This window comes from Halomonas sp. KM007 (assembly GCF_050709225.1).
GTDB classification, from domain to species: Bacteria; Pseudomonadota; Gammaproteobacteria; order Pseudomonadales; family Halomonadaceae; genus Vreelandella; species Vreelandella hamiltonii.
Genome location: NZ_CP136131.1, coordinates 2,123,197 through 2,137,251 on the forward strand (window position 1 = coordinate 2,123,197; position 14,055 = coordinate 2,137,251).

Below are 14,055 nucleotides of genomic sequence, written 5' to 3' on the forward strand. Positions count from 1 at the left end.
TGACTTGGTGTAGTGCTACTCAATCTGGAGGTGACGTCGCTCCTGATGGCTGCACTACAACCTGTGCAGCTACGAAGGGTAGGCGCTTCAGCATAACCCTCTGAAATCAAGCTGAGACTCGTAATTCTTTCTTTTCAACGCTCATCAGTGACCTGCTGCTGAGGGCTCGCACCGTTACCCAGCATTGGCAGGTGTTCAGCCGTTGCGATCTTGGCTAGGTGGAAGCTGGTGGCCATCACACTGCTAGCCGTTATACCCATACCGCAAACAGCAAGGGCGCTTCACAGGAAGCGCCCTCATGGTCACGTTAGAGAGAATGCGTGCCTTAAAACTCGACCGTCGCGGACAGCTTGAAGGTGCGTGGTTCGCCTTGGACCAGGTAGTTGGCAAAGGAGGTCGAGGCGCCGGACCAGTAATCTTCGTCGGTCACGTTGTCGATGCCAGCGCGCCATACCCAATCAGCGACACCCAGCGGGGTGGTGTAGCGCAGGCCAAGATCGAGGCGTGTCCAGGAATCCAGCTGCAGGTCGTTGGCGACATCGGCGTACTGGGAGCCCGTGTGCAGGACGCGGCCCGTGGCCGTGAGGCGTTCGATGAAGGGCGTGTCCCATTCGCCACCGAACACAAAACGGTACTCAGGCACGCCCGTGGCGTCGTTTCCTTCGTTGCCATCCTGTGTCTTGGTGAGTTTGGCGTCGATCCAGGTCGCGCTGCTGAACAGGCGCACTCCGGGGGTCGGCTCGCCGTAAAGGCTTAGCTCCAGGCCGCGATTACGCTGCTCGTTATCCAGGTTGCCCACGCCATCGACGACCGCAGCCGAGGGCAGCTCGATCTGAAACAGGCTGATGCCACCGCCCAGGTTGCCGTAGTCGAACTTGGCGCCCACTTCGTGCTGTTCGGCACGGGCAATGCCCAGGTGCTGGCCAAAGTTCATCGCGGTGGTATCGGTGACCGTGCCGCCATCCTGCAAGGCTTCGACGTAGTTGGCGTAGAGCGAGACATTCTCCGTGGTCTTGAACACCGCGCCCACGGCGGGAGTGATCCGACGGTCGGCATAGCGGTTGCTGCTATCGGCACTGGGGCGTTCGTCGATTTCGAGCTCCTGATAGCGTGCGCCCAGTGTCAGCAGCAGCCGGTCATCGATGAAGCCCAGCGTATCGCTCAGCGTGACCCCTTGGGAGCGGGTGCGCGTTACGCTACCCCCCACGAACGGCGTGCCTTCCGGGCGGGATAAATCGACCGGGTTATAGATGTTGGTGGTGCCTGCCGCGAGGAAGCTCCAGTCGGTGTCGAACTTGCGATAGGCGCTGGAGTAGCCAACGGTGATGTCGTGGCTGACCGGGCCGGTCAGCACGTAGCCACGCAGCCCCGCCTGGCTAGCGAAGTTGTCGATGTGGTTGCTGGTTTCGAAATCGTTGACGCTGGCGTTGCCCGCGTCATCGGTCAGGGTCGGAGTTGCCGATACGATGCCTTCGAGCGTGCGGTTACCGCCCAGGGCCGCGAACGCGGTCCAGGAGTCGGTGAGGTCATATTCGCCCCGGACCATGCCGAAATTGGTTTCAAGCGCGGTTCCACCGAACGAGGGGGTGTAGTTCAACGAGGCGTCCGGCGCAGCGGGCACCTGGGTGGCCACGCCGGTGTTGACGCTTGAACGGCCATTATCCAGGGTGAGCTTTTGATGGCCGACATCGAGCAGTATCCGGCCTTGTTCGCCACGGTAGTCGAGCCCCACGACGGCGGAGGTATCGCGCTGGTTTTCGTCATCGATGGCGGTGTCACCCCGGCCGCGCGTGGCACTAACCCGCGCGCCCCATTGCTGTTGATCACCATAACGCTGGCTGGCATCGACGCCCACTTCGCCGTAGCCATCGGAGCGATAGCCACTGGAGAGGTTGAGCATCGGGTCATTCCCTGCGCGTTTGGGCTCGATGTTGACGGTGCCACCAATGCCGCCGTTCCCGCCGATGGGAATGCCCGAGGTAAAGGCACTGGCGCCTTTGAAGACTTCGACGCGCTCGGCCAGGTCGCTGTTGATGATCTGCCGTGGCAGGACGCCGTAGAGGCCGCCATAGGCCACGTCGTCTCCGGTCAGGTTGAAGCCGCGCACCTTGTACGCTTCGCCGTAGATGCCAAAGCCCAGCCCTACCGATACCGAGGCATCGTTTTGCAGCGTATCGCCCAGTGTCTGGGATTGCTGGTTCTCCATCAGCTCGCTGGTATAGCTGATGACGTTGAAAGGCACGTCCATCGCGTCCCTTTCACCGATCAGGCCCACGCGGCCCCCTGCCGCGATTTGGCCACCGGCGAAGGCTGGCGGCGGCGTATCGCCGTAGGTGGGGATGGTGCCCGTGACGGTGACGGTATCCAGGGATTGGGTGTCGGCGCTCGTTTGTGCCCAGGTGGCCACAGGCGTCATGCCCATTGCGAGCAGTGTCATCGCGCGCAACAGCCGTGCTTTGCGGCGCTGGGCCGCTGTGTTGGAGGTGTTCCCGAGAGGCATGGTATCGATCCAGTTTTGTGTACGGCAGCGCCTGGCGTTGGCGCCACGGCCACCTGCCCGATGTGGATCTATATAATAAACAAAATGAGAGACATTGGCATATGCAGGTGTGATTTTTTCGTGATGCCTTGCAAAAAGTGCCTATTGGCGTCTAAATGTGGTCTCTCTTTTCTGATGCTTTCGCTGCCATGTGCCACCGGTCGATGCTCTCTTTCCTGGCTCGCTGCTGTTTGATGGCCGCTTGCTGGCTGCCCTTGTCGAGTGCCCACGCGCAGTGGGCCACCCTCAACTGGACCATTGCCGAAACGCTGCTGGCCATCGACGCGCCGCTGAGCGGTACCGCTCAACACAAGGGCTACCATGAGTGGGTAGGGGAGCCAGGAATTCCCGACGGCGTGGCAGACCTGGGCCTGCGGTCGCAGCCCAACCTCGAACTCATGGCCCAGTCGCCCCCGGAGCACACGTTCATTTCACCGATGTTCGCCGGTTTGACGGAGCGGCTGGAGCGAGTAGCCCCGGTCACGTCGTTTTACCCCTATTCCCCCGGCACCCATACCTGGCAAGAGATACACACACTCACCCGCCAGCTGGGTGAGTTGACCGACCGCCGAGAGCAGGCCGCGCAGCTCATCAACGAAACGCAGGCGCTGCTGGAAACGCTTCGCCAGCAGCGTCCCGATGCGCCGCCGCTGCTGATGTTGCAGTTCATGGATGCCCGTCATGTCAGGGTGTTTGGCGACAACAGCCTCTATCACGCCGTGCTTGAACAAATCGACTTGGCCAATGCCTGGGACCGGCCCACTAACGCCTGGGGATTTTCACTGGTAGGGATCGAAGCGCTCTACGACTACCCAGAGGCCACGCTGGTCGTGGTCGAGCCGCTGCCCGCCGGAGTCGAAGCATCACTTTCGCAAAGTGGTTTATGGCAGCACTTACCCAGCGTTAAAAACGCCACGCTATTGCGCTTACCGCCGGTATGGAGTTTTGGCGCGTTGCCTGCGGCGCAACGCTTCGCGCGAGAGCTGGTGGCTGCCCTGACGTTACGCAGTTCCATGGAGTAAGGGGTTGTGCGGTTAATGTCATTTTTGGGGCGGGCTGGATGGTAGATCAAACACACGGCTCAAGCTGACATAAAGTCGTTCCAGCGCCTGACCAAATAGTTATGCTCGTCCATGACAGTATTCCATACAGCGATGCGGCTCATTCTTGTCTGGTAGTCTCCGCCGTCGCGAATTTCGCCTCGGTGGATCAGGTCTGAAGTCCCATCGGGACCGGGGAGGTCCTTGGCAGCAGGTTGACCGCCATACCAGAAGTCCCATTCTGCTGCGGAAAGGTGAGGGCGGGTCAGCTCGGGGGTGGAAATGTAATAGCCCTGGCGGGCCATGACGGAGCCGGGCCATCCCGAAATCCACCAGTTGAGGTAATCATAGGCGGCATCTAGCGTGCGCCCGTTCACATGCCGTGAGATGGACATACCGCCGTACCAGGCGCGATAGCCTTCTGAGGGTGCTGCCATGCGCACCTTGATATTGCGCTTTTTAAGATCTGTCATGGCGGGAGACCATAGGCTTTCGATGCCGACCCGGCCTCGCACCATATCGGAAGATGCCTGGTCTTGATTGCTCCAGAAGGCGCGAAAGTGGTGCTGGCGTTTGAGGTGGATAAGGCAGTCAATCAGGCTGTCGATCTCTGCCAGGTTGAGATTGCCCAGGTCTTCGAACTCGACCAACCCCGCCGCTTTGGCTGCCAGCGCGGCGTCAATGGCGCCGATGGCGCTGTCATTTTGCAGGCTGACCATGCCTTTCCAGCGTTTATCCAGCAACCAGCTCCAGCTCTCTTGGTGGATGTCCAGTCCTTTGGGCAACATGTCGGTGCGATAACCGAAGCTGTCTACGTTGTGGCTAACAGGGAGCATGGTGATATGTCCGCTGGGGCGTGAGCCGTAGCTGCCATCGGGTTGAACATAGAGAAGGTTGACCGGATTACTGCCTGCCCCCAGAGGCGCATGGGGCGTCAATCTGCCTGTCTTGGGAAGATCATTGATCATGTCCCAGTATTTAATGCGCTCTACTTGAATGGGTTGAATCGCGTTAGCGGGCCATACGAAGTCTACGTTGTGAAACCATTGATCATAGATATCGAAGCTGTCAGGCGTTAGCACCCCCGCTTGCTGAGCGGCTACACCATCGAGCACCTCGAAAGTGAGCCGTAAGCCCAAGTCTTCCCGAGCCCGTTTACGAATGCTTTCAAGCAGTGTTACCGAGGTGCCGAGGACTCTCAGGGTAACGGGGCCTCGCTGCACATAGGGCATGGCCAGTGGTTTGGGTGATGCAGCGTCATGCATGGAATATCCTGGGGCTTGGGTGGTGGCTAACGGCATTCATGAAGGTATTCAGCGAGTCTGTCACGCGTTTGGCGGAGATGCCATGAGTGATGAAAATTAGCTCTGAAATACGGTCATTTTGAGGCCAGACGTCCACGTGTTCGGGTGGATGAATGGTGTGCTGAACACCGTGTATGACCACCGGCCGGGTATCTCCTTTTACATGCAGCACGCCTTTGACCCGCATGATGTGGCTACCATGACGGTTGAGCAGCATCGAGAGCCAAAGGCCAAAGCACGTCCAGTCCACTTCGCCATCGAAACAGAGTCGAAATGATTGAGCACCGCCAAGATGAGCAGAGGTATCAGGGGTTGGCGGTTTACGCCAGGGGCCAAGCCATGTTTTTACCTCCGCGTAGCTGTAATGGTCAATGTGAGGACCGCTGCTGAAAAGCGCATCACTGGCCTGGCTCAAGGCTTCCTGCCCCAATTGCTGCGCTGCCGGGTTGATCGTGTCAATCAGTCTCTGAACCGCATCAAGCTGGGTTTGATCGACCAGGTCGATCTTGCTGATGACGAGTTTGTCGGCAGCGGCCACCTGGGATTCCCATACTGGATGGAGCTTTCGGCTGGCGGTGGCATTGAGTGCGTCGACCAGCGTGAGATTTGTACCTGGACGCAGGTGGTGACGCAGCACAGGGTCGGCAGTGATCGTGGAGGCAATGGGGCCAGGGTCGGCCAGGCCTGTGGTTTCCAGGATGATGCGTTGGAAGGGCGGTATTTCACCGTCTTGTCGTTGTGACATCAAACGCCTTAACGCATCAGAGAGTTCGCCCCGGATGGTGCAGCACACACAGCCACTGGAGAGTAGTACAGCATCCTCGGCGATATCGCCCAGTAGGCGGTTGTCCAGGCCCACGTCGCCGAACTCGTTGATCAGCACGGCGCTGTCGCCGAAGTCTTCACTGGCCAGCACCGATTTGAGCAAGGTGGTTTTACCACTGCCCAGAAAACCGGATATCACGTGAACCGGAAGCAGCGTCGTCTTGTCGTTCATTGGTCGGCTCCTCTCTGATGCAGGGCTTGGAAATAGCGTTTCATTAGCTTAACGATGCTAGGAAATTTGCATCCAGCGGATCGATATCGTTCCCGGTCATCAGTTCGGCCTGACGCCATATACCGCCTAGATCCTGGACCATCTCGCGCTTGCCTGTTGCGCTGGCGATCACGAAGCTGGATGCCTGAAAATCCTCGAGCACCAAACGATGCGGCTTAAGTACGCGGTTGATGAGTTCTGCCCGATAGGCCCTGGCACGGCGGCGCTCGTAATGCGCCTGCTCAGGGTCTTCGATGTGGGTGCTCCAGTGGTTTTCACCGCCGAATACGCCGCAGAGTCCGCACATAACAGCTCCTTTAACAGTGGTTCCAGCTTGTCCATGGGCCTATTGGGAGTGGGTGGCACGTCTCAAGTGAGTGTTGGCGGCGAGCGCTACGTTCATCAGTGCTTCATCCTCTCCGCAAGGTGCCGATAACTGAATGCTGGTGTGTTGCTGGTTTCCGTCAACACCGCTGGGCAGCGCAATCGCAGGCGAGTCTAGTAGGCTTGCCACCATGCTTAGCCGCAGCGTGGCGAGATTCACGTCAGCGAAACGTACGGGGTCATCTGCTAACGGGGCAAGAAGGGGGGCCGTGTGTGCCACCGTGGGGGTAAGTAGCGTCGCCCCAGCGAGTTCATGGCTCAGCTGTGCTTGAAGTGCTCGGCGCTGGCGATAAAGCGTCACTATGCTGTCTGGTGCCATCTTCTGCGCACTCAATAATCGCTGCCGAACTCTTGGGTCCATCGCGTCTGCCGAGTCCTTTTCCAGTAGTACTCGGTACTCGGTGTAAGCTTCTGCTGCGCCTAGCCAGCCGTGGTGTTGAATGAGATCGAGGGTGTCGCTAACACCTTCTAGTGCTCGTCTGATCAAATGAAAGCCCGCATTGGAAAGTATTTCGGCGCTGTGCTCGAGGTTTTGCCGCACGGCTTCTTCGATACGTTCGTCGTCCAGATAGGTGGTATCCAGCACGATGACCGTGCGTTCGGGATCAGCACTCGCACGCGTGGTGATGGATTCTGCTCGCATAGCATCGTCGATGGCCAGGCAGTCTTCGAGGCACGTTGCGATGACGCCTATGGTGTCCAGAGTGTGGGAAAGAGGAGTAACGCCTTGCCGATGATGGCGAGCTTGGGATGGGCGATAGGAGGTCAAGCCATTAAAGGCGGCAGGCACGCGCAGCGAGCCCGCCGTATCGGTGCCTATTGCCGCAGGAACGATGCCTTTGGCGACGGCTACAGCAGAGCCAGAACTGGAGCCGCCAGGCGCCCTTGGCTCTCCCGTGCCCGGCGTATGGTGGGGTGTGCCATAGTGCGGGTTCAGCCCCAGGCCTGAGTAGGCCAATTCCGTCAGGTTGGTCTTGCCTAGACAGACCATGCCCGCTGCTGACGCATGGCGCACGGCCTTGGCGTCGTGCCGAGCTGGCTTTTCAGTGAGCACTCGGCTGCCAGCAGTCGTTACCGTCCCTGCAATATCGAACATATCCTTCCAGGCGATAGGAACCCCGTCAAGCGGCCCTAGCGAAGCCCCTAGCGCTTGGCGACGCGCAGCAGCCTCGGCCTCGAACATGGCGCGTTCTGGAGTGATCGTTATAAAAACGGCGTCACTCTCTTTTGCCGCTGCCAAACGTTGACGTGTCAGTTCGATAGGGTCTAACTGGCCACGCCGGATGGATTCGCCGATGGCAAGGGCAGTGATTGGGTAATCGGTCATGATAAACAGTCCCCGAATTGGCCGACTGGCGCTCTAGTGATGGCGATAGCCCGCTTAGCGATCTTCACGCTTGAGTGCTGAGGCTGGGATATCGTCTACAGTCAGGCGCTCGAAACGTTTCTGTTCGGTGTAGACCCAATTAAGTCCTACCGATGTGGCCAGAAAACGATCATCAAAATTGCTATCTAGTTCTTCTTGGGGGTAGCGACGCAGGATCCAGGTTTTCATCAGCAACACGTACACCACCAGCGCGGTGATGAAGCCAACGGCATAGGCGTACTGTAGGAATATCAGTGCCATGACTCCGCCAACCAGCCAGGCGATCATGCCTGCGGGATTGAAGCCATTGAAAAACCGGAACTGGCCCGCTGGGTCGTACAGTGCGGGCACATTGAGCCGGCGGCGTCGCAAAATGTAGTAATCCGCGACCATAATCCCGCCAACGGCGGAGAGTACTGCGCCATAGTAGCTGAGGAAGGTAAACAGATTGTTCAGAATCAGCCAAGGCATGGAAGCGGTGCCGATGATGCCTGCGATGACCAGCGCAACAGGATAGCTGATGCGAGGTGCTCCGGCATTGACGAAGGTGAGGGCGGCTGGAATCAAGTTGGCGGCATTGTTGGTAGACCATTGCGCCAATATCACCATGGCTAGTAGAGCCACCATGGTAAAGCCTCCCCCTTGGCCTTGAATGACGGTGACGGGGTTCCAGTCGCTTGCTGCGATAAAGGATACGCCACCAATCAACGCGACCCAGGCCTGAGTGGCAGGTAATGCCAGGAACTGTGCGACGAAGACGTTGCGATTACGGGCGAAAAAGCTGCGCTCACCTCCTGGGGTGCGTAGGAAGCGAGTCAGGTTGGGAATATCGACCGCTAGAGCTGACCAGAAAGCCATGTTGGCGAAGAACAGCGCTAAAGGCACTACTGGTTGATCGCCAACGAACGTCCAGATGTTGACGCCGTTGGTTTCGGCTAACACGTTGAGCGTGAAGTACATCCATACGGAGATGGCGACGATGCATGGGGCTGCAATTGAGGCCAGCAACCCCACGGCACGGATACCGAGAGCAGTGTTCACGATCTGCACGACCGCGAAAAGTACATACCACACTATCCAGTTATCAAATCCCCATAGGTACTCGACAATCCCGTTAAGTGCCAGGGCGCCAAGATAGGTTTGGACACCGAACCAGATAGCGGCCACTACCCCTCGGGAGACGGCAGGAAGATGCGTACCTTTAAGCCCAAAGGGGGCGCGTAGATAAACTGCAAAAGAGAGTCCGTGCTCTGTTCCTATGTCAGCGGTAAGGCTCATGACGATGCCAAGTACAAGATTGGCAAAGAAGATGATGGCCACGACCTGAATCAGTGGTAGGCCAGCAACACCCCCTGCGCCGAGTTGGAAGGTGGCAATGATGACGGCCATCCCTATCCATAGCCAGATGAAACCAAAGAAACCGATCGTTCGTTGATTGAGCCAGACCGGCAAGATCGAGGCTTCCAGCAAACTCTGCTGGCCGCTGCCTGGTACGGCGGATGCGTTGGTGCTTCGTGAAGATCCCATTGAGTGTTCCTCTGAATTGTTGGCAGTCAGTTTTGGAGACAATGGCGTGGTCATTTTTCATTATTTTAAAATGCAGTATGGATACAAAAGGCATTATTAGGCAAGCGGGTAACTGAAGATCTTTGGTAGAAATGTCTTTTTTTGAGAATAAATTGTTGTTTTTAAATGAATAATTTGATTGTTTCTGTGTTGCGGTTGGCCCGCTCAAAAGTCAAGGCAGGAAGTGTTAAGATGTAACAATCTACATGTGCCTTTGCTTGGTTGGAGCTGAGTAAGCAGGGATTGACAATCACCAGGGAAGGATGGGTTTGTGGAGGGTGTGGTTCTGACCATTGACGATAGTTCTGACAGCGTTCAAGAAGGGCAAGTGCCTCGCTATGCCCAGATTCAAGAATCGTTACGTGATGCCATTCTGTCTCGGCGTTTGCCGCCGAGCCTGGTGCTGCTTGAGGGCCCGCTAGCGAAGATTTATGGAACCAGTCGCGGGCCTGTGCGCAAGGCGCTTGAACTGTTGCATCAAGAAGGTGTGATCAGCCGTTTCGAGGGGCGTGGTTTTTTGGCGACGTCCGAGCCCGAAGCGGTCACGCCAGAGCGTCAGACGCTGACGCCTGACATGCTAGGTTTGACCGCAGATTACAAGTCTCAAATCGATGCCCGGCCAATCTCTGATCGTATTTATGCCGAGGTAGAGGAGGCAGTTGCTTCCTGCCTGGCCTTTGGCCATTTCCGTATCATCGAGTCGGCGCTCAGCGAATATTATGGCGTCAGCCGCACCGTTGCCCGGCAAGTGCTGGGGCGCCTTCGTAATCAGAGGCTGGTCGAAAAGGATAATTACTCCCATTGGTTGGCGGGGCCGCTGACTGCCCAGGCTGTGGCTGAAGATTTCGAAATTCGTGCGCTGCTTGAACCTGCTGCGCTTAGAGCGTCAGGGCCTATGCTGGATAAAGCTGAACTAGAGGCTATGAAGGCAAATATTCAGCGTTTGATCGAGCATCCTGAGCTGCAGAATGCGGAGTCGATCACCTCTCTTGAGCAAGATCTGCATCAGAGATGTCTGCGCTATTACAGAAACCGTAAAGCTTGCGAGATGATTGCTCAGAGCCAACTACCGGTCATCGTGAATCGGATGTTTTTTCAGACGGTTGGCGTCCCTCCGAACGAGCCGCTTTTGAGAGAGCATCAGCTGGTGCTTGACCATCTTTTGTTTGGTGCTTTCGATGCTGCTGCCTCAAGCTTGCAGGCGCATCTCCAGGCGGCTGCCGAACGTACTCGTCGCCGTTTGAAGGTCTTGTCCGTTTTTCCCGAGCCAGACCTCCCGCCGTACCTGCTTAAAATTACTTGACCCTTTTTCCGCCAGCCCGTGCTGCCCTGGTCATACGCAAGATACTTGTGTTCAGAGCATTGCTGAGTAGGCTGGCATCATCTACATAAACGTCACTTGGATTCTTTAGTCAAAAAAATGCTCTTTTTTGGGGCGTTCAACTATTTTCTACCCTTCCCTTCTGAATATGCTGCACCAAGCAGTCCTTTTTTCTACAAGCATTATTTGTGATTTTATAAGCATTTTTCTTATTTTTTATGGTTTTTTGGCGATTTTTGGCTTTTTTGGTGCATCTGACAATGGTGGGGTGAGCATTTTGGGTAGTCAATAATGTCTTGTTGACATAAATGACCTTTGTGTCCAATCTGCAATTTGTGCGTTTGGTGGCAGTGACCATTCGCCTGCTGCAAGCACACCATATCCAAATACCAATAATGAGGTGTTCAAAATGGCTAAAAAAGAGATTCTCTGCGCCTTCGGAGTTGACGTCGATGCCGTTGCTGGTTGGTTGGGCTCTTACGGTGGCGAAGATTCGCCCGACGACATTTCCCGTGGCTTATTTGCTGGTGAAGTGGGCGCGCCACGCCTGCTTAAGCTCTTTGAGCGTTATAACCTGAAAACGACCTGGTTCATTCCCGGCCACAGTATCGAGACCTTCCCGGAGCAGATGAAGGCTGTCGTTGATGCAGGCCATGAGGTGGGGGTACATGGCTATAGCCATGAAAATCCTATCGCGATGACACGAGAGCAAGAGCGGGACGTGCTTGATTACAACATCGAGCTCGTGACCAAGCTATCGGGTAAGCGGCCAACAGGCTATGTGGCTCCGTGGTGGGAATTTAGCCCGGTGACCAATGAGCTGCTTCTCGAGCGTGGTATCAAGTATGACCACAGCTTGATGCATAATGACTTCCATCCCTACTACGTCCGTGTCGGTGACTCCTGGACCAAGATCGATTACTCCAAGCCCGCTAAGGAATGGATGAAACCGTTGGTCCGCGGCGAGGAAACCGACCTGATCGAGATTCCTGCCAACTGGTATCTCGATGACCTCCCGCCAATGATGTTCATCAAAAAGTCGCCCAACAGCCATGGTTTTGTTAGCCCTCGTCATTTAGGTGAAATGTGGCAAGACCAGTTTGATTGGGTTTACCGCGAGAACGATTACGCGGTGTTCACCATGACCATTCACCCGGATGTATCGGGGCGTCCTCAAGTGCTGATGATGCTCGAGCGATTGATTGAGTACATGCAGAGCCATGAAGGTGTGCGCTTTTGCACCTTCGATGAAATCGCTGATGACTTCGCCAAGCGCAACCCGCGTAGCTGATGCCGATAAGCATCTTCAATAAAAAACGATAACTGAAAAGAGGGTGAAGTCGATGGCCGAGCCAAACTCAAGTACGACTGCCGAGGCAAGTCAGCACGCTGACGAACCCTGGAATGCAGTCATCACCAAAAAACAGATTGGTTATGCATCACTGGTCTGTTTTATTGCCTGGGTGGCGTCGGTTTACGACTACACCTTGTTTGGAACATTGCTTCCTGTCATTGCCGAGGATTTTGGTTGGAGTGCGGCTAAAGCCACGGCTATTAATACCTTTGCGACGATAGGTGTATTCCTGGTGTCTCTGGTCGTCGGCTTTATGCTCGATCGTTATGGTCGTAAGAAAACGCTGATTTTACTGGTCATCGGTGGGGCAGTGAGCTCTGGGCTATCGGGTGTCGCCATGGGAGCGGCTTCGATGGTGATTATCCGCGCCTTCTCGGGCTTTGCGGTTTCGGAAGAGGTCGTAAATGCTGTTTATCTCAATGAGATTTACAAGAAGGCCAAAGGTCGTGGCTTCATGTACAGCTTGGTACAGAGTGGTTGGCCCGTAGGGGCTCTACTGGCTGCAGGTATGACCTCTCTGTTATTACCCATCGTGGGCTGGCGCGGGAGCTTCTTCGTTGCTGCTTGTGCATCGATTATCGTTATTGTAATGGCGCTAAAGTTGCCTGAATCGCCTGTGTTTGCAGCTATTAAAGAAGTGGAGCGCCGTCGCAAGGCTGGAGATGCAGCTGGCGCAGCAAAATTGGCTGCTGAGCAAGATATAGAGGTCAATACTGGCAATAATCTGGGACTAAAGGGTGTTTTTGCACCAGAGTTGCGCCGCCATACCATCTCGCTCTCATTGGTCTGGCTGTTCAGTTGGATGGCCATTCAGGTCTTCGCAGTACTGGGCACCACGGTATTGGTAGAGGCGAAAGGAGTTAGTTTTGAAAACTCTCTCTATGTGTTGATTCTGGCTAACGCAGTGGGTTTTGTGGGGTACCTCAGCCATGGCTGGATGGGGGATCGTGTGGGTCGTCGCAGTACCGTTCTGGTGGGGTTCCTGCTAGGTGGTTTGGCCAGCATCGTTATGTTGCTTGGTCCGGCAAATGACAGCTTCATCTACATGATGTATGCCATCACGCTGTTTTTCTTGCTTGGTCCTTTTGCTGCCATCTTGTTCTATATGGGCGAATCTTTCCCTGCTCACGTTCGTGGCACGGGGACTAACGTAGCCCACGTAATGGCTCCGGTAGGCGCAATTATTGGCTCTGGCTTAGTGTCCATACTACTGGCTGCGGGTGTCAGTATGACCTGGGCAGGGATTTTGGCAGGCTCTTTACCATTGGTTCTTAGTGGCTTGTTGATGTTTGGTACACGCCATGTGGATCACCTCGAAAATGACCTAATAAAGGAGGCGGTGGCATGAGTCTATTAACGCGCGACGATGGTTTGGCAGGCAAAGTGGCAATCATCTCAGGTGCCGCTAGTGGCATTGGTCAAGCTCTTGCCGTCTGCTATGCCAAGGCTGGTGTCAAGGTAGTGGCAGGTTACTATCCGAACGATCCCCATGATGTAGAAGAAACGGTGTCCGCAGTAAAAGCCATTGGCGGTGAGTGTGTGGCGGTTGCCTTGGATGTGAGAGATGCCAATCAATGCAACCACTTCGCGCAGACGGCCATCGACACCTTTGGTGCTCTGCACATCGTTGTGGCCGGTGCGGGCATTCTTCGCCAAGCACCCTTGGAGGAGCTGACTGATCAAGCATGGGACGACATGCTATCAGTCGACTTGACGGGCGTGATGCGAGTGTTCCGTAGCGCTTCAGCGTTGATGCAGGAAGGGGGCGCTATGGTGGCCGTTTCTTCTATCGCAGGTGGCGTATATGGATGGGATAACCACGCCCATTATGCGGCAGCCAAAAGCGGCTTGGTTGGCTTGGTAAAATCACTCGCGGTTGAGCTTGCTCCACGCGGTATTCGTGTGAATACCCTGATTCCAGGGTTGATAGAGACTCCTCAATCGTTGGATCCCGTCAACTCGCTAGGGCCTGATGGCTTAGCGGCAGCTGGTAAATCGATTCCCTTAGGGCGTGTGGGGTATGCCGATGAAGCTGCCCGTACCATACGCTTTTTAAGTAGTGACGATGCAGCCTACATAACAGGTCAGCAACTGGTGGTCGATGGTGGCTTGACCGTGCGTTGGCCAAGCTAATTGGCTGCCTAT

11 protein-coding genes are annotated in these 14,055 nt (G+C 55.9%); 5 read left to right on the forward strand and 6 right to left on the reverse strand.

From position 1 onward, the window contains the following. Positions 1-325 precede the first annotated feature (325 nt). On the reverse strand, positions 326-2,500 hold the full coding sequence (locus RVM27_RS09990; RefSeq protein ID WP_498956470.1) for a TonB-dependent receptor: 2,175 nt from the start codon (positions 2,498-2,500) through the stop codon (positions 326-328). Between the two features lie 203 nt (positions 2,501-2,703). Here RVM27_RS09990 and RVM27_RS09995 point away from each other — a divergent pair, with 203 nt between their 5' ends. Beyond that, positions 2,704-3,561 carry an iron-siderophore ABC transporter substrate-binding protein gene (locus RVM27_RS09995; protein ID WP_498956471.1) on the forward strand — a complete coding sequence of 286 codons (858 nt, stop codon included), beginning with the start codon at positions 2,704-2,706 and terminating at the stop codon, positions 3,559-3,561. Between the two features lie 59 nt (positions 3,562-3,620). On the opposite strand, the gene RVM27_RS10000 is transcribed toward RVM27_RS09995, so the two are convergent. Genes RVM27_RS10000 through RVM27_RS10020 form a run of 5 tightly spaced genes read right to left on the reverse strand, consistent with a single transcriptional unit; the run spans position 3,621 to position 9,196 of the window. Further along, positions 3,621-4,844: an ABC transporter substrate-binding protein gene (locus RVM27_RS10000; RefSeq protein WP_218313979.1), complete on the reverse strand. Its 1,224-nt coding sequence runs from the start codon at positions 4,842-4,844 to the stop codon at positions 3,621-3,623. Continuing rightward, a complete protein-coding gene (locus RVM27_RS10005) occupies positions 4,837-5,880 on the reverse strand; it encodes a CobW family GTP-binding protein (RefSeq protein ID WP_498956472.1) in 1,044 nt (347 codons plus the stop codon). The genes RVM27_RS10000 and RVM27_RS10005 overlap by 8 nt, the downstream gene beginning before the upstream one ends. Before the next feature lie 43 nt (positions 5,881-5,923). Further along, entirely contained in the window at positions 5,924-6,226 is a 303-nt protein-coding gene (locus RVM27_RS10010) for a hypothetical protein (protein ID WP_218313977.1), read from the reverse strand. Between the two features lie 39 nt (positions 6,227-6,265). Then, the gene (locus tag RVM27_RS10015) at positions 6,266-7,630 is read right to left on the reverse strand and encodes an amidase (protein WP_498956473.1); all 1,365 of its coding nucleotides are present in this window, start codon (positions 7,628-7,630) and stop codon (positions 6,266-6,268) included. Positions 7,631-7,684: 54 nt separating this feature from the next. Next, complete coding sequence (locus tag RVM27_RS10020) at positions 7,685-9,196, reverse strand: NCS1 family transporter (protein WP_498956474.1); 1,512 nt, start codon at positions 9,194-9,196, stop codon at positions 7,685-7,687. Positions 9,197-9,506: 310 nt separating this feature from the next. Here RVM27_RS10020 and RVM27_RS10025 point away from each other — a divergent pair, with 310 nt between their 5' ends. From RVM27_RS10025 to RVM27_RS10040, 4 genes are all read left to right on the forward strand, one after another. Beyond that, positions 9,507-10,538, forward strand: coding sequence for a GntR family transcriptional regulator (locus tag RVM27_RS10025; RefSeq protein WP_498956475.1), 1,032 nt, complete (start codon positions 9,507-9,509; stop codon positions 10,536-10,538). A gap of 427 nt (positions 10,539-10,965) precedes the next feature. Next, positions 10,966-11,847 carry a polysaccharide deacetylase family protein gene (locus tag RVM27_RS10030; protein WP_498956476.1) on the forward strand — a complete coding sequence of 294 codons (882 nt, stop codon included), beginning with the start codon at positions 10,966-10,968 and terminating at the stop codon, positions 11,845-11,847. Between the two features lie 52 nt (positions 11,848-11,899). Further along, positions 11,900-13,258, forward strand: coding sequence for an MFS transporter (locus RVM27_RS10035; protein WP_498956477.1), 1,359 nt, complete (start codon positions 11,900-11,902; stop codon positions 13,256-13,258). After that, on the forward strand, positions 13,255-14,043 hold the full coding sequence (locus RVM27_RS10040) for an SDR family NAD(P)-dependent oxidoreductase (RefSeq protein ID WP_498956478.1): 789 nt from the start codon (positions 13,255-13,257) through the stop codon (positions 14,041-14,043). The genes RVM27_RS10035 and RVM27_RS10040 overlap by 4 nt, the downstream gene beginning before the upstream one ends. Positions 14,044-14,055 lie beyond the last annotated feature (12 nt).

Bases quoted from the DNA above. Each gene is read 5' to 3' on its own strand.
- RVM27_RS09990 (WP_498956470.1), bottom strand. From the start codon at position 2,500: ATGCCTCTCGGGAACACCTCCAACACAGCGGCCCAGCGCCGCAAAGCA.
- RVM27_RS09995 (WP_498956471.1), top strand. From the start codon at position 2,704: ATGCTCTCTTTCCTGGCTCGCTGCTGTTTGATGGCCGCTTGCTGGCTG.
- RVM27_RS10000 (WP_218313979.1), bottom strand. From the start codon at position 4,844: ATGCATGACGCTGCATCACCCAAACCACTGGCCATGCCCTATGTGCAG.
- RVM27_RS10005 (WP_498956472.1), bottom strand. From the start codon at position 5,880: ATGAACGACAAGACGACGCTGCTTCCGGTTCACGTGATATCCGGTTTT.
- RVM27_RS10010 (WP_218313977.1), bottom strand. From the start codon at position 6,226: ATGTGCGGACTCTGCGGCGTATTCGGCGGTGAAAACCACTGGAGCACC.
- RVM27_RS10015 (WP_498956473.1), bottom strand. From the start codon at position 7,630: ATGACCGATTACCCAATCACTGCCCTTGCCATCGGCGAATCCATCCGG.
- RVM27_RS10020 (WP_498956474.1), bottom strand. From the start codon at position 9,196: ATGGGATCTTCACGAAGCACCAACGCATCCGCCGTACCAGGCAGCGGC.
- RVM27_RS10030 (WP_498956476.1), top strand. From the start codon at position 10,966: ATGGCTAAAAAAGAGATTCTCTGCGCCTTCGGAGTTGACGTCGATGCC.
- RVM27_RS10035 (WP_498956477.1), top strand. From the start codon at position 11,900: ATGGCCGAGCCAAACTCAAGTACGACTGCCGAGGCAAGTCAGCACGCT.
- RVM27_RS10040 (WP_498956478.1), top strand. From the start codon at position 13,255: ATGAGTCTATTAACGCGCGACGATGGTTTGGCAGGCAAAGTGGCAATC.